Genomic DNA, 22092 nt, shown 5'->3' on the forward strand with positions numbered 1-22092 from the left:
AGGAGCTAGTCGAGGTTCTCGCGGAGCCACTTGATGGCGCCAGCGGGGTCGCGGGTAAGGTCGATATATTCCTTGCCGCGCGGGGCGAGCAGCTTAATGCCCAGGCGATCGGTGTCGGCCTTCATGTCGTTGTAGTAGCTACGGACCTGCGGGGCAAGCACGATAACGTCGTACTGATCCATGATGGCAGTGTGCTGGCCATAGGCACCTGCGGAGGAAGCGATGTTCTCTCCGGTCTGCGCGGCACCTTCCTTGATGGCGTTGGCAAGCATGGCGGAGGTGCCGGCGCCAGCGCACAGGACGAGGACCTTCAGACCGTCGACATCCTTCTTGGCGGATGCGCCGGCGGCGGGCTCGGGCTGATCGGCGACAGGCTCGCTGTTGACGGCAGCGGCGGTCGGCTCGACGGAAGCGGTAGTCTGCTCGACAGCGGGCGCAGAGGCGTTGGCGGCGATGGTGACAGCGCCATCGGACTCGAGACCCAGCTCGGCGGCGCGCTCGGCTTCCTGGTCGCAGAGCAGCTTATCGTATGCCTTCAAGAACGGCAGGTAGATGATGGCGTCCAGCAAGATGATGATCGCGACAAACACCAGGGCGATAAGCTGGAAGTTCGTGGTGATGAAAATGCCGATGGGGGCGGGGGTGGCCCAAGGCACCACGAAGGAGAAGCCGTTCATGCCCACGTTATCGATAAAGAACTTGGCAACACTTACGTTGACGCAGCCGGCGGCAACAAAGGGGATGAGCATGTAGGGGTTAAGGATCATCGGCGCGCCAAAGAGCAGCGGTTCGTTGACAGCGAAGGCCACAGGAACAATCGAGGCCTTGCCGACGGCTTTGAGCTGCTTGGACTTCATAAAGAGAATCAGCAGAAGCGGCACGATGAACGTGGCGCCGGTGCCGCCGAACTCACCCACGAGCGACATGTTAAAGGTGAGGGAATGGGCGGGGTGGCCGCCTGCCAGCAGAACCTGCAGGTTCTCGGCCTGGTTGGCAAGACGGATGGGGTCGATGCCCGGCTGGACGATCGAGGGGCCGTGGACGCCGATGAACCAGAAGAACGCGGTGGCTGCCTGGATAAGGATAAGGCCAGGATAGGTTTCTGCAGCGGTGAAGAGCGGGGAGAGCAGTTTGATAAGCAGCTCGGAGAACGGAACGCCCATGAGGTTGCGCACGACGACATCGATGATGCCGCAGATGATGACGGCGCCGCCGAAGGGGATGATGTCGCGGAAGTTCTGAGCGATGGCGCCCGGGACCTCCTTGGGCAGCTTAATGGTCAGATCGCGCGAGACGCAGAATTTGTAGACCCACACGGTAATGAACGCGGCGATATAGGCCGAGAACAGGCCGCGCGTGCCCATGCTGGTGCAATCGAAGACCGAAAGTTCGGAGCCGTTGAACTTGGTGGTGAACTGCGTGACTGCGAGCAGCAGCATGCTGCACTGGGCGGCCACCATGGTGGAACCGTCGTTGAGCACTTTGCCGGCGGGCATACGACGGTTCATGGATGCCGTGAAGTTCTTGGCAGTGGTGCCGGCAACCATGATGCCCATGACGCCCATGGTGAAGTTGTAGAGCTTGTTGCACCAGTCGATGAGCGGCTGGGGCAGCGTGATGCCGACTACGCCGGGAAGGGTGGCAATGAGCAGAAAGATCGAAGAGGTGAGGACAATGGGCATGCACCCAAGGAATCCGTCCTTGATGGCCTGGAGGTATATGTTCCTCGAGATCTTCTCAAAGAACGGCTGATGCTTTTCGAGCATTTTTACGATGGCGTCCATAGAGCTCCTTTACTACTTGATGCGCGATGCATGTGGATGGAACTGGTCGTCGATGGATGGTCAGGACTGCCCGGAAGCCTTCCTACTAAGGAAGGCATTGCGAAATGACAACGTTGTCATTTCGTTAATGACAACGTAAGACATTATTGGAAGAGCAACAAGGATATACGGGTGAGTGGTCGATATTGTCCGGTAAACGGTTGATTTATCAGTCAGGCAGGTAGTGTATGCTAGAACGCAAAAAGCAAGCGATGCAAAACCGACTGGAGAAGCAGTGGCAACGATGGACAAGAAAAACGTCTCGATGAACGATGTGGCGATTGCCGCGGGTGTTTCTCTCAAGACGGTTTCGCGTGTGATCAACGAGCCCGATAGCGTGCGAGAGTCGACACGCGATAAGGTCCATTCCGCAATGGAGGCACTCGGGTTTCGAACTAACTTTGCCGCGCGTTCGCTCAAGTTGGGCCGTTACGGGTGCATCGGCGTCGTGCTGTTTCACTTGTCGGGTGGTGCCGTGGACATGATTGACGGTATCGCCGATGCCGCCGAGGAACGCGGCTTTGCGCTCACGATGATTAAGAAGCGCGCAGGGGAGAAGATGACCCTTGCCGATGCGGCGCGCAGGATGTCGCAGCTGCCTGTTGATGGCATGATCTTCAACCTGCGTCAGATGGTCGATGACTTTGATACCTTTGAGGCACCGAAGGACCTCAAGACTGTGATTATCACACCGATGGAACATCCTACCTGCTCCACCGTCAGTGACGACCAAGAGGGCGGCGCGCGCATGGCGTGCGAGTACTTCTTGGATCATGGTCACAAGAACGTGTATTTCGTTTCGGGTAAGAAAGAGTCGCTGTCGAGCCAGTGCCGTATGAAAGGTTGGCGTGCGGCACTCGAGGCGCGTGGCATTGAGCCGCCCGAGCCTCTGCAAGGCGATTGGAATGCGGATAGTGGCTATGCCGCGGGCCTTGTGCTTGCCGATAAGCCCGATTGCACGGCGGTCCTCGCCGCTAACGACTGCATGGCAAACGGCGTGATGATGGCTCTACGTGACAAAGGGCTCAGTGTGCCCGACGACGTGTCCGTGATCGGCTTCGACGATGAGCTCTACAAGACGATTCCCAACTCGATTCTGACGTCGGTGAAGTTTCGCCATCGCGAGCTGGGCATCCGTGCGCTTAACGAGGTCGTCGCAGGTCTGGAAGCCCCGAGCTCCAGAAGCCGTACGCTCGTCTCGGGCGTGTTGGTCGAGCGCGCGAGCGTGCGGGATCTGCGGGCGTAGACGTGCTCGGCCTGTTCGTCTAAATCTGTAACAGGTGGGACCAAAAAACTCGACTAGGTGTTACAGATTTAGACAATTCGGTCCGGCTTATTCCGTTTGTCTCGATTTGTAACAACTAGACGGTCAAAAGTGGTCTAGATGTTACAGATCGAGACAAACGAACGCGGCCCAGCTCGCTCAAAAACAAAACGGCGGATACGACCAAGGATGCTGAAGCATCCACCGGGAAGGTCGTATCCGCCACATGGAAAGAGGTGCATGGACGCAGCGCTCATGCGATCGGGAATGGTAAGGTGCACGGCAGCGTGATGGTCACGGCGGCCGATGGCGTTAGCTAGTCCAGACGACGGGTCTGCGCCACGTGCTTATACCAGTATGCGCTTGCCTTGGGCGTGCGCTTCTGGGTTTCAAAGTCAACGTAGAAGAAGCCGTAACGCTTGTTGTAGCCATTGGTCCAGGAGAACTGATCCTGCAGGCTCCATAGGAAGTAGCCGCCCACGTTGACACCCACCTCCATGGCCTTGAGCAGCCAGCGCAGGTGCTGCTCGATGTAGTCGATGCGCGGCTGGTCGTCCACAAAACCGTCCTTGTAGGGGTCCTTGTAGCCCATGCCGTTTTCGGTGATGAAGATCTGCTTGTAGTTGGGGTAGCGCTGCCTAATGTAGACGAGCAGATCGAACAGACCCTCGGGATAGATGATCCAGTCCCAGTCGGTGGTGGGGATGCCGGGCTTGTTCACGTGCTCGCCAATGCCCTTGACGCGCCAGCGGCCGGTGCCCTTCTCGCCCGTACCGTTGTGGTGCAGGTCGTTCTTGCCATCGTAAGCCTTCAAAAAACGGCACTGGTAGTTGTTAACGCCCAGGTAGTCGTTGTAGAGCGCGGCCTCGCGCATGATTTCCAGATCCTCGTCTAGGATCTCGATGGTGCCACCCGAGACGGCGGCCAGGCGGTTGGCGCACTCGAGGGTGTCGGGCGCGTAGTCGCCGCGGAAGGTGGCGTCGAGCAAGAACTGGTTTTGCAGCACGTGCTCGTTGTTGGCGGCCTTGATATCGGCGGGGTCGTTCTCGTTGAGCGGGTACTTGAACTCCAGCGACTGAATGACGCCGATCTTGCCCTTAAAACCGCCGTTGTGGAAGGCCAGCACGGCCTTGGCGTGGGCGAGCATCATGTTGTGCTCGCACTGGAAGGCCTCGGCAAGATGCGCCTTGACGCCACCGGGGAAGGTGCCCTCGATGTAGGTGTTGGAGGCGTCGGCCCAGATCTCGTTAAAGGTGAACCAGTAGGTCACCTGGTCGGCGTACTCCTTAAAGCAGAAGGTGGCAAAGTCCACAAAGGCGTCGATGGTCTCGCGGTTGAGGAAGTCGCCCTTCTCAAAGAGGGGAAGCGGCGTGTCAAAGTGATGCAGCGTGACGAACGGCTCAACATGGTGCTTATGGCACTCGGCGAAGAGGTCGTGGTAGAACTGGACACCCTCGGGGTTGATCTCGCCGGTGCCGTTGGGGAAGATGCGGCTCCAGGCAATGGAGAGGCGAACGCCGTTGATGCCAAACTCCTCGCACAGCTCCAGATCGACGGGGTACTGGTTGTAGAAGTCCGAAGCGGGATCGGGGGAGAAGCGCCCCTGGGCCTCCAGGAAGTCGTCCCAGGCGACTTTGCCCTTACCGTGAGTGCGAGTCTCGCCCTCTACCTGGTAGGCAGCAGTGGCGCCGCCAAAGACAAAGTCCTCGGGAAACTGCGCGGGCGGGTTGGTGACGCTAGCAGGGTTAACGGACATGATGATCCAATCGTCTAAATCGAAGGGCCAGCCGGTCTTGGATGGTCGGCTGGCCCTGAGCGTTACTTACTTCGAGAGCTGCTCGGAGACGAAGGCGAGAGACTTATCGCCGTTCTGGGAGAGCTCGATGTATTGCTTGCCACGGCAGGCGACGCACTTGTTGCCCACGCGCTCGCAGTCCTTCTGCAGGTCGGCCAGGTAGCTGGCAGCCTGCGGGGCCAGGACGACCAGGTCAAAGTCGGGGAGCATGTCCACGTGGTTGCCATATGCCTCGGCAGCGGTTTCAAGATTGATGCCGCGCTCCTTGGCAGCCTTGGCCAGCGCGTTGGCGAGCAGGCCCGAGGTACCGCCGCCCTGGCAGAGCACGAGCACGCGCTTGCCGTTGAGGTCGCTGGCGGTCGTTGCCTCGGCAGCGGGTGCTGCAGAAGCGGCGGGGGAGTCGGCCTTCACGGCCTCGGCAGCAGCGCCGGCGGCAACGCTCTTGGCGTCAGCCTTGCCCTGGAAGGCATCGTTGAGCTTGGCGGCCTTCTCGGCGTTCTTGGCGGCGAGCTCCTCCTTGGAAATTTCGGCCTCCTCGGCGCACTTCTGGGCGTCATAGGCACGGAAGAACGGGTAGTACAGAACGAAGTCGACGACCAGGATAAGGGCGAGCATCACAAAGGCGAGCGGCTGGAAGCCCAGGCCCATGATGGTGCCGATGGGCCCGGGGACGGTCCAAGGCAGGGTGTACATAAAGCCGTTCATGCCCAAGAAGTCGATAAAGATCTTGAGGATCCAGATGTTGGCGATCGGGGCAAAGACAAACGGGACAAAGAAGACGGGGTTGAGCACGATGGGTGCGGCGAACAGCAGCGGCTCGTTGACGGCAAAGCACACGGGGACGATGGCGGCCTTACCGACGGCGCGCATCTCCTGAGACTTGGCCAGGAAGCAGAACATAAAGACCAGGACAAGCGTGGCGCCGGTGCCGCCCATGCAGACGACGAAGTACTGGGCACCCTGGGTCAGGACAGCGGAAGCGTGCTGACCGGCCTGGAACGCAGCCAGGTTGTCGGTCATATTGGCAACGAGAGCGGCGGCGATGGCGGGCTCGACGATCGAGGGGCCGTGGACGCCCACGAACCAGAAGAGGCTCATGGCGCCGTAGATCACAGCGAGGCCGATGTAGCCGTCGGCGGCGGTGAACAGGGGCTGGAACACCTGGATGACGCCCTGGGCAAAGCAGAAGCCAAAGGCGGCGCGGAAGACAATGTCAAAGACCCAAAAGACGGTGATGCAGACGGAGAAGGGGATGATGTCCTTAAAGGTCTGCGAGATGTTGGGCGGAACCTGCTCGGGCATCTTAACGGTGATGTTGCGCTTAATGAAGAACTTGTAGATGATGCCGGTCACAAACGCAGCGATAAAGGCGGTCAGCAGGCCCTTGGAACCAAGGTAGGTGGTGTTGAAGCCGCTGGCGGCGTCCGTGGCGATCGTGTCGCTCGAAAGGAGCAGAAAGCCGATGATGGCCGCGCACATGCACGAGATGAAGTTGATCTGGTTGTTCTTGGGCAGGTCGCGGTTCTGAGCGTCGGCGAAGTGCTTGGCTGTGGTGGCGGCGCAGGCGATGGCCAGGATGCCCATGGAGTAGTTGTAACACTTCCACAGGGCGTTGTTGATGTCATCGGGCCAGTAGAAACCCCAGATGTTGGGGACCGAGGCTACCAGGCAGAAGATGGACGAGAAGATGATGATGGGGATGACGGAGATAAAGCCGTCGCGGATTGCCTTGAGGTACTTGTTGCGGGCGATCGCGTTGAAAAAGGGCTGGCCCTTTTCGATGATGGCGATGAGTTGCTCCATGCAATGCTCCTAAGAGTCGGTGGGTTAGCAACGATGGTAGCTTTTGGCGTTCGGTTGCCAAAATGTTGACGTTGCCATTTTGCGACACAAAAAAAGACGCGAACCGGTGGTTCCTGTGCCTGCGAACCGTCGATTCCTTACGCGTAAACGTTTGAGCCGCCCGGTGGCTCTGTGTTTGCACAATGGCAACGTTAACATTTGTGCGACAAAAGCCGTTCGGGGAAGCAGGATTGTCGGTGAACGGTAGGTTTTGGGTGGTGAGCGTATTGCGGGGGAGGCGTTGGATATACTTGGAGGCGTTAAAAATGACTGCGTAGGGTGCCGCCAATGGCATCGTCGACATAGAAAGATCGACCTATGGCCGCTGTTAAAAAATCGGTTTCCGTTAAGGATGTGGCGCGTCTCGCGGGCGTCTCGGAGCAGACAGTTTCGCGTACGGTGCACGATTCGCCCAGCGTGCGCCCCGAGACCAAGGAGCGCGTGCGTGCCGCCATGCGCGAGCTGGGGTATCGCCCCAATTTTGCCGGTCGATCGCTGCGCCGCGGCAAGTTTAAGACCGTTGGTGTCGCCATGTTCAACATTACCGGTACCGGTAACCTCGATCGTATGGAGGGCTTTGCCGCCGCGGCTGACAAACATGGCTATGCCATCACCCTTACTAAAGTAGACGGGCATCCGTATACCCTCGAGAGCGCATCGTCGCGTATGAGCGCACTGCCGGTGGACGGTATGGTTGTGATCATGAACCGCATGCCGGCGGACTTTGGCACCTTCGAGCCGCTGCCCGGCATGCAGACGGTGCTCGTTACGATGTTGGAGCACCCGCTCTGTTCTACGGTCGATAACGACCAGTTCGATTGTTCGCGCCAGGTGGTCGAGTACTTGCTGGGGCGGGGGCACAAAACCGTGCACTTTATCTCGTGTCCCGAGCGCTCGCTTTCGGGCATGCGGCGTGAGGAAGGCTGGCGCGAGACATTGCGCGCGCATGGCATTGAGCCACCGCAGCTCGTGCGCGGTGACTGGACGGCGCAGAGTGGATATGCTGCCGGCCAGGTGCTTGCGGATGATCCGACCTGCACGGCCATTTATGCCTCCAACGACGCCATGGCCTACGGCTGCATCCGCGGGCTGGAGTCGCGCGGGAAGTGCGTGCCCCAGGACGTGAGCGTGGTGGGTGTTGACGATAGTCTGGGCGATATCGTGCCCGATCGTCGCCTGACCACGGTGCGCTTTGACAACAAGCGCGTCGGCATGTGGGCGGTCGACAAGATTGCCGGCGCCGAGGGCGTTGAACCCGGTGTGGAGCACATGCTGTTTCCGGGCGTGCTCGTCGAGGGCGATACGGTGCGCGATGTACGCTAGGGCGCGGATCTGTTTGGGTTGCCGCTAATTGTGTTCGATATTGTTCAGATTGGTTTAAAAACCGTTCACGGACGAAAAGTAACCGTTCATAGCTCGAAATTACGTTTTGTGCTGTTCTTTTTTGTTTGAATGTTATTGTTTCTGTCATACACAACGCAGCGCGTATGCCCGGACGCGATGCTCTCCATTGGTTCATATGTGAAAGGAACGCAACATGGCAACCAAAGAAGAAATCTCGATGGTTGGATTCGAGATTGTCGCATACGCAGGTGACGCCCAGACCGATCTGCTTGCAGCGCTCGATGCTGCTCGCGAGGGTGACTTTGAGAAGGCCGAGCAGCTGCACAAGGATGCCAGCGATGCGCTCATCGGTGCCCACGACACGCAGACCAAGCTGCTTTCGCAGGAGGCCGGCGGTGGCGAGATGGAGATGACCTTCATCATGGCTCACGCTCAGGACACCCTCATGACCACTATGATCCTGGAGAAGCAGACCCGCTTTACCATCGATGCCTACAAGCGCATCGCCGAGCTCGAGGCCAAGCTCGCCTAACGAGCCCGCACAACCAAGTCCCCTTCCAAAAGCTCTGCCGCTACCCGCGGCAGGGCTTTTTCTGTCCTCCTCCAAGTTGCGGTGAAATAGGGACTGAATAGGGGCCGGCGGGCACAAAACAAACCCTATTCCACCGCAACTCATCCCGAGACAGTCATTGGGGACGTTCTTAAACGACTAGTCGTTGGGGACAGTCTTGGAGCTTCTGCACGCCCTCCCGTTCGGTTTTTCGATGGGTGGGTATACTTCCATCCGCAATGCAGGCCGGAATGAGGAGGTGTCCAAATGCCGGACAACGGATTGATTCAAAAGACAGATGCGCACGAGATGGCTCATGGGCGTCCTGTCCAGATAACCGAGCATACGACGGTAACCGAGCTGCAGCCCAGCCTGTCCGATGTCGTGTGCGCAAACAAAAAGCTGCAGATTGGCTTTATCGTTGCGCTCGTGGTACTGGCGCTGCTGTCGGGCTTTGTAGCTCGTCCGCATTTTGCCGATACCAAAACTTGGGACTCTACCATCGAGGTCATCGATCAAAAGAAGGGCAATGTTTTGGCGCTCACGACCTCGTGCGTCGCCCTATCTGCGGGTATCACTGCGCTGCCGGGCGATACGGGAACGCCAGTTGCCGAGCAGCTCGCGCAGCTTTCAGGCAACCTTGGTATCGTGCTTGCTGTGCTCTACCTCGAGAAATACCTGCTAACCATTTTGTGGTCGGTTGGCCTGGGCATCTTAATCCCGTTTGCGTTGGTGCTCTTTGCGGTGTCGCTCGGCATTCACGGGCGCTGGAGCACGAGCGCCGTCCTGCGCCGTGTGGCGACGCGCGTGCTGGTGGTTGCCGTGATCGGCATGGCGCTCGTGCCCGCGAGCGTATGGGTGTCGCAGAAGGTCGATGAAACGTATCGAGTGAGCATCGAGACGGCCGAGCAAAAGGCGGCCGACGCTGCGGGTGCGGCAGATAGCGACAGCTCCAAAGTAAGCAAGAAAAAGACCGAGTCCACAGAGTCCAAGAATGTGCTTGAGCAGCTTGCCGACGGCGCCTCGGGTCTCGTCACGTCGGTGACCAGCGGCGCCAAGCAGATGACCGACGAGATCGTGCAGCAGGTGACCGATCTCATCGAAGGCGTCATTGTGATGATCGTGACCTCGTGCGTTATCCCGCTGCTGGTGCTCGCGGCGTTTCTGTGGCTGGGCCACACCCTGCTGGGGATTGATATTTCCGGCCCGGCGAACTATTTGACGGGCCGCTTTCTGAGTGCTCCGTCCAAGCACGCCAAGAAGGGCAGGCAGTCTGAGTAGGCGGCAAAGCGTTCTTTGGAAGATCAACTGTAAGAAGGGCGGCCGAGACACGTTCTCGGCCGCCCTTTTGTTTGTTGAATACGCGGTCGCTACGTCCGCGCCGGGTCCAGACGGTCGGCAATCATCCGTGAACGGTATTTGTTCAAAAAAGAACAAAGATAAACAAATAATTCTTGCAGTTGATGTTCGAATGTGTTCAAATAAACACGAACAGTGAAGAACCGCACATTCAGATGCCCGGACCTGAACGCGATTCAACACTTCCAAACAGAAACTACGCACCTGCGTATCTCTCAAGGAGGATGTCATGAGGGTTGTAATCGCTTCCGATGCCGACGGTATGTCGATGAAGGAGTCCATCAAGGAGATGCTCATCGCCGACGGTCACGAGGTCGTCGACTATTCCGAGACCCCTGCCGCGGACTTTGTCGATTCCGCGACCGCCGTTGCCAAGGACCTGCTGGAGCACAAGGATTCCCAGGGCTTCGCATTCGATAAGTACGGCGTCGGCTCCTATATGGCCGCCGTCAAGATCAAGGGCATGGTCGTCGCCAACATTTCCGACGAGCGTTCCGCCTACATGACCCGCGAGCACAACGGCTCGCGCATGGTCACCATGGGCCCGGGCGTTGTGGGCACCGAGGTTGCCAAGAAGATCGCCCGCGAGTTCCTGCGCGCCCAGTACGCCGGCGGCCGTCACCAGATCCGTGTCGACATGCTCAACAAGATGGCCTAACGAGAGCCACCGAGAACTCGAACTTCTACCTCAACTTGTGAATTCAGACGAAAGGACGTTCTGATGAAGAAGACCATCGCAATCGGTTGCGACCATATCGTTACGGACGAGAAGATCTATCTGGCCGACCGCCTGGAGCAGGCTGGCTACAAGGTGCTCGACTGCGGCACCTACAGCCACACCCGTACGCACTATCCCATCTACGGTAAGGCCGTGGGCGAGGCTGTTGCCAGCGGCAAGGCCGACTTTGGCGTGGCCCTGTGCGGCACCGGCATTGGCATCACCAACGCCGTCAACAAGGTTCCCGGCGCCCGCTGCGCCCTGGTTCGCGACATGACCTCTGCCCTGTATGCCCGTCGCGAGCTCAACGCCAACATCGTGGGCTTTGGCGGCAAGATCACCGGCGAGTTCCTGATGGCCGATATCATGCTTGCCTTCCTGGAGGAGCCCTACGAGAAGACCCCCGAGCACGATGCCCTGATCGCCAAGATCGATGCCTGCAATAAGGCCGATGCCGAGGCTCAGGCTGACCCGCACTTCTTTGACGAGTTCCTCGAGAAGTGGGACCGCGGCGAATACCACGATTAGCGGGTATCCGGCGTAATTAACTAGTCCGTTGACGGCTCGCGTTTCTGTGAGGGGGCGCGAGCCGGTTTTCTATCAGCCCAATTGGCCCAGCGGGCTGGACGTGCATTGTTCTTTTGTTTGCGGCGCTGCCTCATTACCTTTCTGCTAAAGGCACGACGTTCACAATGGATCGTGCGAGATGATATGTGAAGGAGAAGATTCCCATGGAGTTTGTTCTTGATAACGGCTCTGTCCGCATTGCGTTGAGCACGGCTGGCGGATCGTTCACTTCTATTACGGCCAACGGCCGTGAGTACCTGTGGCAGGGTGACCCGGCGGTCTGGTCGGGCCAGGCACCCATTTGTTTCCCGATCTGCGGCGGCCTTCGTGACGGTCGCGCAATGACCATGGGCGGCCGCGAGGTCAAGCTTGCCCGTCACGGCTTTGCGCGCAAACAGGAGTGGAAGCTCGATGAGCAGGGCGACAACATGGTTGCGCTGAGCCTAAGCTCTGCCGACCATGCCGAGTTGCTCGAGCAGTACCCGTATCCGTTTAAGATCGTTGCTCGTTACACGATCGATGCGGAAAAGGTGGCCGTGTCGTACGAGGTGACCAATGAGGGCACCGAGGACATGCCGTTCTTTGTGGGCGGTCACCCTGGCTTTAAGTGCCCGCTTGATGAGGGCGAGTCCTATGACGACTACGAGCTCCGTTTTGAGCAGCGCGAGGCTGCCGAGCTCTGTACTGCCGTTCCCTCGACGGGCCTGATTGATGTTGAGCATCGCAGCAAGAACCCCATGATCGGCCAGAACCTGCCGCTTACCCACGAACTCTTCGACTTCGCGGAGACCATCTTTGACGTGCTCGAGAGCCGCGTGGTTACGTTGACCAAGAAAACCGAGGACAAGGGCGTGCGCCTGACGTTCCCCGATATGCCGTACCTGATTGTGTGGAGCAAGCCCGAGGGCGACTTTGTGGCTGTTGAACCGTGGGGTGGTCTGTCCACCTGCTCCGACGAGGACGATATTCTGGAGCACAAGCGTGGCTGCCTGGTGGCCAAGCCGGGAGAGACCGTCACTTGCGGCTTTGAGATCGAGATCCTTTAACGAGTTATCGTATGTTTGGGGCCGCGCGTGCCGTGCCCCGGAAACAGGAGTTCAATATGATTCTGACCGTTACCATGAATCCGTCGATTGATACGCGCTATCAGCTCGACAAGCTGATCATCGACGATGTTAACCGTGTGACGCCCGAAAAGACCGCTGGCGGTAAGGGCCTCAACGTGAGCCGCGTGCTGCTGCAGTTGGGCGACGATGTGCTCGCGACCGGTCTGCTCGGCGGCCACATGGGTGCCTATATGGCCGAGCTTATGGATGCCGACGGCGTCAAGAACGACTTTGTGCCCATCGCCGGTGAGACGCGCATTTGCCTGAATATTCTGCACGAGGGCAATCAGACCGAGCTGCTGGAGAGCGGTCCGCAGATCGCCCCGGCCGAGCTCGAGGCCTTTACGGCCAAGTTCGCCGAGCTTGCAGCGAAGGCGGACGTTGTGACGCTTTCGGGCTCGCTGCCGCGTGGCGTCGATGCCGGCTACTATGCCGAGCTCGTCAAGATCGCCGAGGAGGCGGGCGCCAAGGTGCTGCTCGACACCTCGGGTGCATCGCTGGAGGCCGCGCTGGAGTCCGACGCTAAGCCCGAGCTCGTAAAGCCCAATCTGACCGAGATTAACGGCCTGCTGGGTACGTCCTTTACGACCGATGATGTCGATGCCCTGCGCGAGGCGCTCGCCGCCGATGACCGCTTTGCCGGTATTCCCTGGGTTGTCGTTTCGATGGGCGCTGCCGGTTCGGTTGGCTTCCATGAGGGTCGCGCGTTCCGCGCCAAGACGCCCGCGATTGCGGCTGTGAACGCGACGGGTTCCGGCGACTCGACCATCGCCGGCTTTGCGCATGCCATTGCTGCCGGCGCCGACGACGTCACGGTGCTCAAGACCGCCAATACCTGCGGCAAGCTCAACGCCATGGATCCCAAGACCGGCCACCTGGTCATGGACCGCTGGGACGAGGTCTACAACAGCGTTGTCGTGACTGAACTGTAGGGTTACGCGGTTTTACCAAACCGCGTAACGGCGCGACGCTGCAAACGCCCCTAAGCGGCAATCTGACGTTCAATCGTCGGGCATGACCAAAAGGTCAATGCCCTCCTCTTTCACGTCACCTTGCTCGCTTAGGGGCGTTTTCGCTGTCGTTGCCAAGACACCGGCGTTGCCTTGGTCGCAAGTAGTCATTGGGGACGCTCTTTAATGACTAGTCGTTTAAGAACGCCCCTTAAGAATGACCCCAATGACTACACTCAAAAACGGCGCCCGTCGGCGATGTTGCCGGCGGGCGCCGTTGTCTTGAAGACGAAATGATCTGTTTTCCTCCGTCCCCAAGGGACCATTACAGTGAGTCGATAAAGCGCTGCTGGGCGGCGCGGCCGGCTTCGTCCCACTTAAAGACGCCGGCGTTGTCGAGCACGTGGCCAAACACCACGCCGACCTCCTCGTGCAGGATGTCGATGGCGTTTTCGGCCGTAAGCTCGTCGGCGCGGCGGGCAAAGACGTCCTCGGCCCATGCGGCGTGGCTACGGCATAGATCATCGCCCTCGAGCGCACCGGCAAGGTCGTAGCTGGCATCGGCCTTGGCCGCTAGCAAGTGCTCGCGGACAGCGCCGAGCTCGGGAACCAGGCGCGGCGGAAGAATGGCCAGGCCCATGACCTCGATCAGGCCGATGTTCTCCTTCTTAATATGGTGGTACTCGGCATGCGGGTGGAAAACGCCCAGCGGATGCTCGCCGGTCGTGATGTTGCAGCGAAGCGCCAGGTAGGCCTCGTAGATCTCGCCGCCGGCGTTGCCGCGGGAGTCGACGCGGCGGATGACGGGCGTCACGGTGTTGTGCGCTACGCCGTCGGCTGTGTGCGCGATGACGCCCACCGACTCATCGGTCCACTCGCGCCAAGCGAGGATGATCTTCTCGGCGGCGTCGAGCAGCTGGGCGCGGTCGTGCGAGCGCAGTCGCAGCACCGAAAGCGGCCACTGCAACACGGTACCGCTGACTTGGTCAAAGCCAGGCACGCTAAACTGCGAGACCTCGGTGGCATGCATCATTGGGAACTCGTGCGCGCCGCCCTGGAAGTGGTCGTGCGACAGAATCGAGCCGCCTACGATGGGCAGGTCGGCGTTGGAGCCAATAAAGTAGTGCGGGAACAGGTCGACAAAGTCGAGCAGGCAGGTCAGCCCCTTGCGGTCGACGTGCATCGGACGATGCTCAGAGCTCATGGCAATGCAGTGCTCGTTAAAGTACGCATACGGGCTGTACTGGAAGCCCCAGCGCTCGCCGTTGAGCTGAATGGGGATAACGCGCAGATTCTGGCGGGCGGGGTGAGCGCCGCCGTCGGCTGCGGCAGAGCGTCCGGGATAGCCCTCGTTTTCGATGCAGAGCTGGCAGGCGGGATACTTATCTCCCGTGTTCTTTGCAACGCCGGCCGCGGCAATGTCACGCGGGTCCTTCTCGGGCTTCGACAGGTTGATAGTGATCTCGAGGTCGCCCCAGTTGGTGGAGGTGCTCCATTTGATGTTGCGCGCGATGGCGGCGCGGCGCACGTAGCCGGCGTCGCAGCACAGGCCGTAGAACCAGTCGGTCGCGGCGCGGGGCTCGTCGACGCCCATGCGGCCGTTGAATTCCTCGTTTACAATCGAAGGCCTCGGCATCAGCACGCCCATGATGCGCATGGCGATGCGGTCGCGGCCCGATGCCGTGTCCTCGGCGGCACCGTTGGCGACGGCGGCCTCGGAAAGCGCGGCAAGCGTGCCCTCCAGGTCAAAATCGGGGAGCGTATCGGGGTGCAAGAGCGAGAGCTTCTCGTTCTGCAACGCCCAGGTCATGTCGAGCGCGGGGCCCGTGGCGCCGATGCACTCCAGAATGGTGTTGTAGGCCCAGATGCGGTCGTCCTGTCCGATCATCGATCGGTGGATAGCATACTCAGTCAGGCCCTGCGCAGCCTCGCGCACATCAGTCATTACAGCCATGCCGCGTAAGCCCCCTTGTCAGAGATAGCGTAATGACGGGCAGAGCCCTCGCCCAGCCAGCCGTTCATCTTGGCGATGAAGGTGTCGACCAGGTCGAGCGGCACGAAGGCCTGGATGGTGCCACCAAAGCCGCCACCGTGGATACGGACGGCGCCTCGGCCGTCGAGGACATGCTCGGCCAGTGCCAAGGCGTACATGGAAGGCTGCTCGGAGCCCAGCTTGGCAACGACATTCTGCAGGTACATGGCAGAGCTGGCGCCGGACTCGCGCGTCAGGACCAGGAACTGGTCGATGTCGCCGGCGTTCAGGGCAGCCCAGCGCTTGTCGACTAGGCCGTTTTCGTACCAGTAGTGAACGGCGCGCAGGCAGGCACGGTCGCCCAGCTTGGCGCGCAGCTCGGGGAGTTTGGCGTCAAAGTCCGCCACGTTTACCTCGCACAGACGCGCCTTGCCAAACTCGGCGGCGACGTCCTGCATCTCGCGCGGAACGGCGGCGTAGTCGTCGGTAGCTGCCACATGGTCGGCACCGACCTTAACGAGCACGAGTGCATAGCCGTGATCCTCAAAGTTGAGTTCGAGCTTCTGGGTCTTGGGCTGGGCCTGATCCTCAAAGTCCATGTAGGCGAGTCCGCCCAAGCAAACGGCGGCCTGGTCCATCAGACCGCAGGGCTTGCCGTAGTAGTTGTTCTCGGTGCGCTGGCTCATCTGGGCGAGCGTGACGGGCTCAATGGCGGGCGCGCCCCAGAGCGTCTCCATGGCACGACCGTACGCGGCTTCGACGGCGGCAGAGCTGGAAAGGCCGCCGCCCGAGGGGACGGAGCAGGTAAAGGCAAAGTCGAAGCCTTTGGGCTCAACGCCAAGGGCTGCGACCTCGTGGGCCATACCGCGCACGAGGCTTGCGGACGTGCCCTTCTCGGACTCCTGAACGTCTAGCGTGTCGAGCGCGATCTCAAACGTGGGATAGCCCTCGTCGGCAACGCGAACCTTGTTGGAATCGGTTGCCACGGCGATGCCGTCGACGGCGACATCGAGCGAGCCGGCGATAACGTGGCCACCCTCGTGGTCGGTGTGGTTGCCGCTGATCTCGGAACGGCCGGGCGCGTGCACGTAGAGCACCTGGCGGTCGCCGATGGGGCCAAACTCCTCCTCGAACAGCTTGGTGAGCGTGGCGAATGTCTTTTCGTCGGGGGTGGTCATGGGAGTCCTTTCCTTGGCGCGCACGGGTGGGTTTTGCGTCGTTATGAGTACGTTAACAACTTGAAGCGGCATGAACCAAGTGTTCACAATACCGCACGTTACGGGCTATGTTAACGTACTCATAACACATCGCTTGTCACTTTTTGAGAATCTGGTAATCGGTAGAAATTCAGCCGTGAACGGTACTGCCGTATGGACTTATAAAGCAGAAGAGATGCAGATAGAAAAAGTAGAGTACGTTAACATGCGTCCGACGATAGCGGGCCTCGGCGCGGGATGTATTTCTGCCCGGGCCGGCATTCACGCTATTCAGATCTCGCAAGGGTGAAGGTGATCCTGTGGCAAGGCGCCCGTCCAACGATACCAGTTCGCGTCCGGTCTCCATGGCCGACGTCGCCCGCGCTGCCGGCGTTTCGCAGCAGACGGTTTCGCGCGTCGCCAACGGCTTGCCTAACGTTAACGAGCAGACGCGCCAGCGCGTACAGGCCGCTATGCAAAAGCTCGGCTTTCGTCCGAGTTATGCCGGTCGCTCGCTGCGCGACGGCCGTTATCATTCGGTCGGCCTGTGCGTCAACGATGTCACCAAGTTCGGCAACCTCTCAATGATCGACGGCATCGCCAGCGCTGCTCGCGAGCATAATTGCGCCATCACGCTGGTCGAGATGTCCAAGACCGAGGAGTTTTCGCTTGCCGAGGCCACGCGTCGTATGGCCGCATTGCCGGTGGACGGCATCATTATCGGCATGAGCCGTATGGCGCCCGATTTTGAGACGTTTGATCCACTGCCGGGCATTGGCACGGTCATCGTTACCATGTACGCGCACCCGCGGGTGACCACGGTAGACTCCGATCATTACGGCTGCTCGCTCTTGCTTATGAATCACCTGTTTGAGCTGGGGCATGAGCAAATTCGCTATATTGGCGGCCCGTCGTTCTCGGTCGACGAGCAATTTCGTCGAGCCGGTTGGCAGGATGCGCTCGAGCGTAGGCACATTAAGCCGCAGACGCCGCTCGAGGGCGACTGGTCTGCCAACAGCGGTTACGAGGCCGGCAGATATCTGGCCGAGCACGACCGCACCATGACGGCGATTTACGCGGCAAACGACCAGATGGCAAACGGCGCAATTGCAGCGCTGCGCGATAGTGGCTTGCGCGTGCCCGAGGACGTGAGCGTGGTGGGCGTCGATGATTCGCTCGATGATTTTGTGGCACACAACGAGCTCACGACCGTGCGATTTGATCTACATCAGCGCGGACGCGAGGTATTCGAGCATGCGGTTCCCGAGGCGGGTACGGCGGGCAAAACCGTTGCCATTCGTATTCCCGGCCAGCTCATTATTCGACATAGCACGGCGATACCGCGCGCATAGTTTGCGCAGGTAAACGGCGATTTATCGTATTTCAATAACAATCGGTATGGATGCCGGCAGATAACAGCTGGGATACTGCCGAGTGTTATGATAGACGGGTTCTTTTGTCTATCTAGGAGGCTTTGCCTGATGGAGATCACCAAGGATATCCGCTACATCGGTGTCGACGATCACGACATTGACCTGTTCGAGGGCCAGTACGACGTGTCCGAGAACGGTATGGCATACAACAGCTACGTTATCTTGGGCGAAAAGATCGCTGTCGCCGATTCAGTCGATGGCGGTTTTGTCGACGAATGGCTCGGCAACCTCGAGGCCGCGCTCGATGGCCGTACGCCCGACTACCTGGTCGTCCATCACATGGAGCCCGATCACTCCGCCGGTATCGCCGCCTTTATGGAGCGCTATCCCCAGGCACAGATTGTGGCCAGCATGGGCGCCTTCCGCATGATGGTCAACTACTTTGGCACCGACTACCCCGAGCGTAAGATAGTCGTCAAAGAGGGCGACGTGCTCGACCTGGGTGGCCACAGCCTAACGTTTGTCTGCGCCCCCAACGTGCACTGGCCCGAGGTGATCTTCTCCTACGAGTCTACCGACAAGGTGCTCTTTAGTGCCGACGGCTTTGGCAAGTTCGGCGCCAACGACATCGAGGACCCGGAAGGCTGGGCCTGCGAGGCGCGCCGCTACTACTTTGGCATCGTCGGTAAGTTCGGCAAGTTCGTGCAGGCCGTGCTCAAGAAGGCCGCCGACCTGGACATTCAGATTATCTGTCCGCTCCACGGCCCCGTGCTGACCGAGAATCTGGGCTATTACCTCGACACCTACAACACCTGGTCGAGCTATCAGCCCGAGGACGAGGGCATCACGATCGCCTATGTGAGCGTGTATGGCCATCTGAAGGCTGCTGTTGAGGAGCTCGCTTCTGCGCTCGAGGCTCGCGGCCAGAAGGTTTCCGTTTTTGACCTGGCACGCGACGATATGGCCGAGGCCGTTGAGGATGCGTTCCGCTATGACCGTCTGGTGCTCGCCTCCATCACCTATCAGGGCGAGATCTTCCCGTTCATGAGCACCTTTATCCATACGCTTGCCGAGCACGCCTATCAGAACCGTACGGTGGCACTCGTCGAGGCCGGCTCTTGGGCGCCCACCGCTGCCAAGGTTATGACCAAGGAGCTCGAGGGCATGAAGGACATCACCCTGGCGCAGAACAAGGTGACCGTGCTGGGCTCGCTCAACGACGCCTCGCGCGCTCAGATCGAGGTTCTCGCCGACGAGCTTTCCAAGTAGCGATATATCGCTTTTAACGCTCAAACCACCACAAAGGGGACAGGCACCTTTGTGGTGGTTTTTGTTTAAGCGCCGGCGATGACGAGATTTGGGCGGGCGTCGTCGACGATATCGGCGATTGAGGTGGCTACGGTGTGATCGGGGTCGCGGTCCATCACGATGGTGTCGACGTCGGTAAGCTCGGCAAAGCGGTACATGCCACGTCCGTTGACCTTGCTGGCATCCATGAGGGCGACGCTTTGACGGGCGGCACCGACCATAGCCGCTTTGGTCTCGGCCATCTGCGGAAAGTCGGTCGTAAAGCCGCAGCCGGGAACAAAAGCGCCGGGGCACATGACGGCAAGGTCGGCGTGGACCATTTGGAGCGCCTGCATGGTAAGTGGGCCGTACAGATAGCGATGACCTTTGCGCAGTGCCCCGCCCAGCATGACGACATCGACCGAGGGCATGCTCTCGTCGATATAATCAGCGATGGTAATGTCGGCCGTGATAACGGTGATGCCGTCGCGCTGGTCGAGGAGCCGGACGAACTCAAGCGCCGTGGTGCCCGAATCGACGAGCAGCGTGTCGCCGTCATTGACAAGCTCGATGGCGCTTTGCGCGATGGCCTGCTTGGCAGCGACGTTGACATTGATGCGGCGATCCTGCGTGGAAACGGTCAGGCGTTTGTGGAGCGATACGGCACCACCATGTGTGCGGCGCAGCTTGCCTGCTTCGGCGAGCGCGTCCAGGTCGGCGCGGGCGGTGACGGAGGACACGCCAAAGGTCTGGGCGATTTCTGCTACCTGCACCGAGGCATTATGCTCGAGCATTTCCATAATGGCGGACCGACGCTCATCGGCGAAAGCTCGGGTTGTTGCATGGGCCATATCCGCTCCATCATCGTCTGAAATTTGCAGGAATTGTGTTGAGTCTATTTTCGTTCATTTTCTTTTTAAGTAAGAAAACGCCTTTCGATTACTTACTTTTTCTATAAAAGAAAGATAATCAAGGCTCAAAACTCAATTTCGAACACGCGCGCTCGGGTTCGACCCCTTCCGTTTACTTTTCAAAAATGAAGGTTGGACCTCGCGCGATGACAATATCTCGCACATGCATACCCGCTGAATTTCATACAATGAGCGCAGCAAAACGCAAGGTAAAACGCCTTGTGAACAACTACGCCCGATGTCCAGATGCGGGCGAGGGAGAGGAGCAAACGCTCATGGCACTTGTTACCACCGAAAAGATGCTCAAGGACGCTCAGGCCGGCCACTACGCTGTTGGCGCTTTCAACGTCGAGAACCTCGAGTTTGTTATGGCCGTTCTGGCCGCTGCCGAGGAGACCAAGTCCCCAGTCATCATGCAGACCACCCCGGGCACCATCAAGACCGCTGGCCTGGATTACTTCTACGGCATGGTCAAGGCCGCTGCCGAGCGCGCTTCCGTACCCGTCGCCCTGCACCTCGATCACGGCGATGGCTATGACCGCTGCATGCAGGCTTTCCGCACGGGCTACACCTCCGTTATGATCGACGGCTCGCACGAGTCCTTCGAGGACAACATCGCCCTGACCAAGTCCGTCGCCGACGCTGGCCGCGCCATGGGCGTGCCCGTCGAGGCTGAGCTCGGTAAGGTTGGCGGCAAGGAGGACGACGGTCCCGCGGTTGAGGGCGAGAGCCCCTACACCGATCCGGCCGAGGCCAAGGAGTTCGTCGAGCGTACCGGCTGCACCTCCCTCGCAATTGGCGTTGGCACCAGCCACGGTGTGTACACGAGCGATCCGCACATCGAGCAGTCCGTGGTCAAGGCCATCCGCGACGCCGTCGACGTGCCGCTGGTCCTGCACGGCACCTCCGGTGTGCCCGATGAGCAGGTTGCCGAGGCTGTGAAGAACGGCATCTGCAAGGTTAACTACGCCACCGAGCTGCGTCAGGCCTACACCAAGGGCTTCATGGCCTACATGGCCGAGAACCCCGCCTGCTTCGATCCCAAGAAGCCGGCCAAGGAGGGCATGCGTGAGATCACCGAGCTGGTTAAGATCCGCATGACCAACCTCAACTCTGTGGGCAAAGCAGAGTAACAACAAGGGTACTCTGATCCCACCGGACGGTTTGGGCGGGTCCCGTACTTAGTTTCCAAAACGTCCTCGCGCATGAAGGCCCCCGTTGTCTCGCTTCTTCGAAGCGTTGACAACGGGGGCCTTCGCGCTGCGGAATGATTTTGGAAACTAAGTACGGGACCCGCCCAAACCGTCCTGCTCAATCGCCCTTGTGGCGTTGGGGCTGAAAGGGTGGGACGCGTGGGTTATTTGGTTGTTAGGGTTAGTAGGTCGTTGGGGGTTTTGAGGTTGTAGGTGGCGTTTGGGATATCTTGGTGTGATCCCCATGCTGCTCGGGCAAAACTGACCCCTGCCGAAGTTGCGCATTGTTCGTCGTAGACGGTGTCGCCAACGTAGACGACGTTGCCAGGATTCGCGCCCGTACGCCGGAGATATTCGAGCATGGGAGCGGGTGCGGGTTTATGTTCGGTTGTGTCTTCGACAAGGATGATGTGCTCAAAATACTTATCGAAGCCAAGGGGTGCAATTTCTTCTGCGTATTCGTCGCGCGCACGTGAGGAGACGATGCCAAGTTTGCAGCCATTGTCGGAGAGTGTTGCGATAACTTGGTGCAAGCCGGGAAACACGCTGATGGTGCTTTTAAAGCTGGCGGCAACTTGGCACCAGCGATCCAGCGTTGCCTGTGAGTAGATCCCAAGTTTCTCAAGGGCGTTCTTGCCGGGTATGCCGAGGGCAAATTCAAGCTCGTGTCGGGGGAGCGTTTTGCCGGTTTCTTCTTGGACAATCTGGCCAAGCGATGACAGCACGCTTTCTTCTGTATCTGCCAATGTCCCATCAACGTCAAACACGATATGGTCAAAGTGCTTCATATGATTGCTCCTCTCTGTTGTTTGCCTGCAAGTTTGATGCAGTGACAGAAAAAG

General features: G+C 59.4%; 18 protein-coding genes. 11 read left to right on the forward strand and 7 right to left on the reverse strand.

Annotated features, from left to right (window positions below):
* Positions 1 to 5: 5 nt before the first annotated feature.
* Positions 6 to 1784: a PTS lactose transporter subunit IIBC gene (locus AAAX31_RS02755; RefSeq protein ID WP_117769885.1), complete on the reverse strand. Its 1779-nt coding sequence runs from the start codon at positions 1782 to 1784 to the stop codon at positions 6 to 8.
* Between the two features lie 283 nt (positions 1785 to 2067).
* Here AAAX31_RS02755 and AAAX31_RS02760 point away from each other — a divergent pair, with 283 nt between their 5' ends.
* Positions 2068 to 3069: a LacI family DNA-binding transcriptional regulator gene (locus AAAX31_RS02760; RefSeq protein WP_117766469.1), complete on the forward strand. Its 1002-nt coding sequence runs from the start codon at positions 2068 to 2070 to the stop codon at positions 3067 to 3069.
* A gap of 334 nt (positions 3070 to 3403) precedes the next feature.
* On the opposite strand, the gene lacG is transcribed toward AAAX31_RS02760, so the two are convergent.
* Positions 3404 to 4843, reverse strand: a complete 1440-nt coding sequence (lacG, locus tag AAAX31_RS02765) for a 6-phospho-beta-galactosidase (protein ID WP_349076101.1) — start codon at positions 4841 to 4843, stop codon at positions 3404 to 3406.
* A 66-nt stretch (positions 4844 to 4909) separates the two neighbouring features.
* Positions 4910 to 6685 carry a lactose/cellobiose PTS transporter subunit IIB gene (locus AAAX31_RS02770; protein ID WP_117766473.1) on the reverse strand — a complete coding sequence of 592 codons (1776 nt, stop codon included), beginning with the start codon at positions 6683 to 6685 and terminating at the stop codon, positions 4910 to 4912.
* Between the two features lie 357 nt (positions 6686 to 7042).
* Here AAAX31_RS02770 and AAAX31_RS02775 point away from each other — a divergent pair, with 357 nt between their 5' ends.
* The 7 genes from AAAX31_RS02775 to AAAX31_RS02805 all read left to right on the forward strand — a co-directional run bounded on the left by AAAX31_RS02775 (position 7043) and on the right by AAAX31_RS02805 (position 13300).
* The gene (locus tag AAAX31_RS02775) at positions 7043 to 8047 is read left to right on the forward strand and encodes a LacI family DNA-binding transcriptional regulator (protein WP_117766475.1); all 1005 of its coding nucleotides are present in this window, start codon (positions 7043 to 7045) and stop codon (positions 8045 to 8047) included.
* Positions 8048 to 8261: 214 nt separating this feature from the next.
* Entirely contained in the window at positions 8262 to 8600 is a 339-nt protein-coding gene (locus AAAX31_RS02780; RefSeq protein ID WP_006234827.1) for a PTS lactose/cellobiose transporter subunit IIA, read from the forward strand.
* A gap of 285 nt (positions 8601 to 8885) precedes the next feature.
* Positions 8886 to 9899 (forward strand): hypothetical protein, encoded by a 1014-nt coding sequence (locus AAAX31_RS02785; protein ID WP_117766477.1) that lies wholly within the window; start codon positions 8886 to 8888, stop codon positions 9897 to 9899.
* Positions 9900 to 10206: 307 nt separating this feature from the next.
* Positions 10207 to 10635, forward strand: coding sequence for a galactose-6-phosphate isomerase subunit LacA (gene lacA / locus AAAX31_RS02790; protein ID WP_006234830.1), 429 nt, complete (start codon positions 10207 to 10209; stop codon positions 10633 to 10635).
* 63 nt (positions 10636 to 10698) lie between these two features.
* On the forward strand, positions 10699 to 11223 hold the full coding sequence (lacB, locus tag AAAX31_RS02795) for a galactose-6-phosphate isomerase subunit LacB (protein ID WP_006234831.1): 525 nt from the start codon (positions 10699 to 10701) through the stop codon (positions 11221 to 11223).
* A 203-nt stretch (positions 11224 to 11426) separates the two neighbouring features.
* On the forward strand, positions 11427 to 12308 hold the full coding sequence (locus AAAX31_RS02800; RefSeq protein WP_117766479.1) for an aldose 1-epimerase family protein: 882 nt from the start codon (positions 11427 to 11429) through the stop codon (positions 12306 to 12308).
* A 56-nt stretch (positions 12309 to 12364) separates the two neighbouring features.
* A complete protein-coding gene (locus tag AAAX31_RS02805; RefSeq protein WP_117746107.1) occupies positions 12365 to 13300 on the forward strand; it encodes a hexose kinase in 936 nt (311 codons plus the stop codon).
* A 343-nt stretch (positions 13301 to 13643) separates the two neighbouring features.
* Here AAAX31_RS02805 and AAAX31_RS02810 read toward each other — a convergent pair whose 3' ends face one another.
* Together AAAX31_RS02810 and AAAX31_RS02815 are read right to left on the reverse strand one after the other, a co-directional pair.
* Positions 13644 to 15272: a UDP-glucose--hexose-1-phosphate uridylyltransferase gene (locus tag AAAX31_RS02810; protein WP_187364996.1), complete on the reverse strand. Its 1629-nt coding sequence runs from the start codon at positions 15270 to 15272 to the stop codon at positions 13644 to 13646.
* The gene (locus AAAX31_RS02815) at positions 15263 to 16468 is read right to left on the reverse strand and encodes a galactokinase family protein (RefSeq protein WP_117766485.1); all 1206 of its coding nucleotides are present in this window, start codon (positions 16466 to 16468) and stop codon (positions 15263 to 15265) included. Before AAAX31_RS02815 ends, AAAX31_RS02810 begins: the two co-directional genes overlap by 10 nt.
* Before the next feature lie 383 nt (positions 16469 to 16851).
* On the opposite strand from AAAX31_RS02815, the gene AAAX31_RS02820 reads away from it, so the two are divergent.
* Positions 16852 to 17838: a LacI family DNA-binding transcriptional regulator gene (locus tag AAAX31_RS02820; RefSeq protein ID WP_117769957.1), complete on the forward strand. Its 987-nt coding sequence runs from the start codon at positions 16852 to 16854 to the stop codon at positions 17836 to 17838.
* 129 nt (positions 17839 to 17967) lie between these two features.
* The gene (locus AAAX31_RS02825) at positions 17968 to 19128 is read left to right on the forward strand and encodes an FprA family A-type flavoprotein (protein WP_187364997.1); all 1161 of its coding nucleotides are present in this window, start codon (positions 17968 to 17970) and stop codon (positions 19126 to 19128) included.
* Positions 19129 to 19193: 65 nt separating this feature from the next.
* Here the strand turns inward: AAAX31_RS02825 and AAAX31_RS02830 are convergent, their stop codons facing one another.
* Positions 19194 to 19997: a DeoR/GlpR family DNA-binding transcription regulator gene (locus AAAX31_RS02830; protein ID WP_117769884.1), complete on the reverse strand. Its 804-nt coding sequence runs from the start codon at positions 19995 to 19997 to the stop codon at positions 19194 to 19196.
* Positions 19998 to 20332: 335 nt separating this feature from the next.
* On the opposite strand from AAAX31_RS02830, the gene AAAX31_RS02835 reads away from it, so the two are divergent.
* Positions 20333 to 21190 carry a class II fructose-bisphosphate aldolase gene (locus AAAX31_RS02835; protein WP_022095149.1) on the forward strand — a complete coding sequence of 286 codons (858 nt, stop codon included), beginning with the start codon at positions 20333 to 20335 and terminating at the stop codon, positions 21188 to 21190.
* Between the two features lie 224 nt (positions 21191 to 21414).
* On the opposite strand, the gene AAAX31_RS02840 is transcribed toward AAAX31_RS02835, so the two are convergent.
* The gene (locus AAAX31_RS02840; RefSeq protein ID WP_117769883.1) at positions 21415 to 22038 is read right to left on the reverse strand and encodes an HAD family hydrolase; all 624 of its coding nucleotides are present in this window, start codon (positions 22036 to 22038) and stop codon (positions 21415 to 21417) included.
* Positions 22039 to 22092: the final 54 nt, after the last annotated feature.

Source organism: Collinsella sp. CLA-ER-H5, from assembly GCF_040092375.1.
Lineage (GTDB): Bacteria > Actinomycetota > Coriobacteriia > Coriobacteriales > Coriobacteriaceae > Collinsella.

Coding starts and splice junctions, on each gene's coding strand:
- AAAX31_RS02770 (WP_117766473.1), bottom strand. CDS start 6,685: ATGGAGCAACTCATCGCCATCATCGAAAAGGGCCAGCCCTTTTTCAAC.
- AAAX31_RS02760 (WP_117766469.1), top strand. CDS start 2,068: ATGGACAAGAAAAACGTCTCGATGAACGATGTGGCGATTGCCGCGGGT.
- AAAX31_RS02830 (WP_117769884.1), bottom strand. CDS start 19,997: ATGGCCCATGCAACAACCCGAGCTTTCGCCGATGAGCGTCGGTCCGCC.
- AAAX31_RS02775 (WP_117766475.1), top strand. CDS start 7,043: ATGGCCGCTGTTAAAAAATCGGTTTCCGTTAAGGATGTGGCGCGTCTC.
- lacG (WP_349076101.1), bottom strand. CDS start 4,843: ATGTCCGTTAACCCTGCTAGCGTCACCAACCCGCCCGCGCAGTTTCCC.
- AAAX31_RS02755 (WP_117769885.1), bottom strand. CDS start 1,784: ATGGACGCCATCGTAAAAATGCTCGAAAAGCATCAGCCGTTCTTTGAG.
- AAAX31_RS02780 (WP_006234827.1), top strand. CDS start 8,262: ATGGCAACCAAAGAAGAAATCTCGATGGTTGGATTCGAGATTGTCGCA.
- AAAX31_RS02840 (WP_117769883.1), bottom strand. CDS start 22,038: ATGAAGCACTTTGACCATATCGTGTTTGACGTTGATGGGACATTGGCA.
- AAAX31_RS02815 (WP_117766485.1), bottom strand. CDS start 16,468: ATGACCACCCCCGACGAAAAGACATTCGCCACGCTCACCAAGCTGTTC.
- AAAX31_RS02825 (WP_187364997.1), top strand. CDS start 17,968: ATGGAGATCACCAAGGATATCCGCTACATCGGTGTCGACGATCACGAC.
- AAAX31_RS02820 (WP_117769957.1), top strand. CDS start 16,852: ATGGCCGACGTCGCCCGCGCTGCCGGCGTTTCGCAGCAGACGGTTTCG.
- lacA (WP_006234830.1), top strand. CDS start 10,207: ATGAGGGTTGTAATCGCTTCCGATGCCGACGGTATGTCGATGAAGGAG.
- lacB (WP_006234831.1), top strand. CDS start 10,699: ATGAAGAAGACCATCGCAATCGGTTGCGACCATATCGTTACGGACGAG.
- AAAX31_RS02800 (WP_117766479.1), top strand. CDS start 11,427: ATGGAGTTTGTTCTTGATAACGGCTCTGTCCGCATTGCGTTGAGCACG.
- AAAX31_RS02805 (WP_117746107.1), top strand. CDS start 12,365: ATGATTCTGACCGTTACCATGAATCCGTCGATTGATACGCGCTATCAG.
- AAAX31_RS02785 (WP_117766477.1), top strand. CDS start 8,886: ATGCCGGACAACGGATTGATTCAAAAGACAGATGCGCACGAGATGGCT.
- AAAX31_RS02810 (WP_187364996.1), bottom strand. CDS start 15,272: ATGGCTGTAATGACTGATGTGCGCGAGGCTGCGCAGGGCCTGACTGAG.
- AAAX31_RS02835 (WP_022095149.1), top strand. CDS start 20,333: ATGGCACTTGTTACCACCGAAAAGATGCTCAAGGACGCTCAGGCCGGC.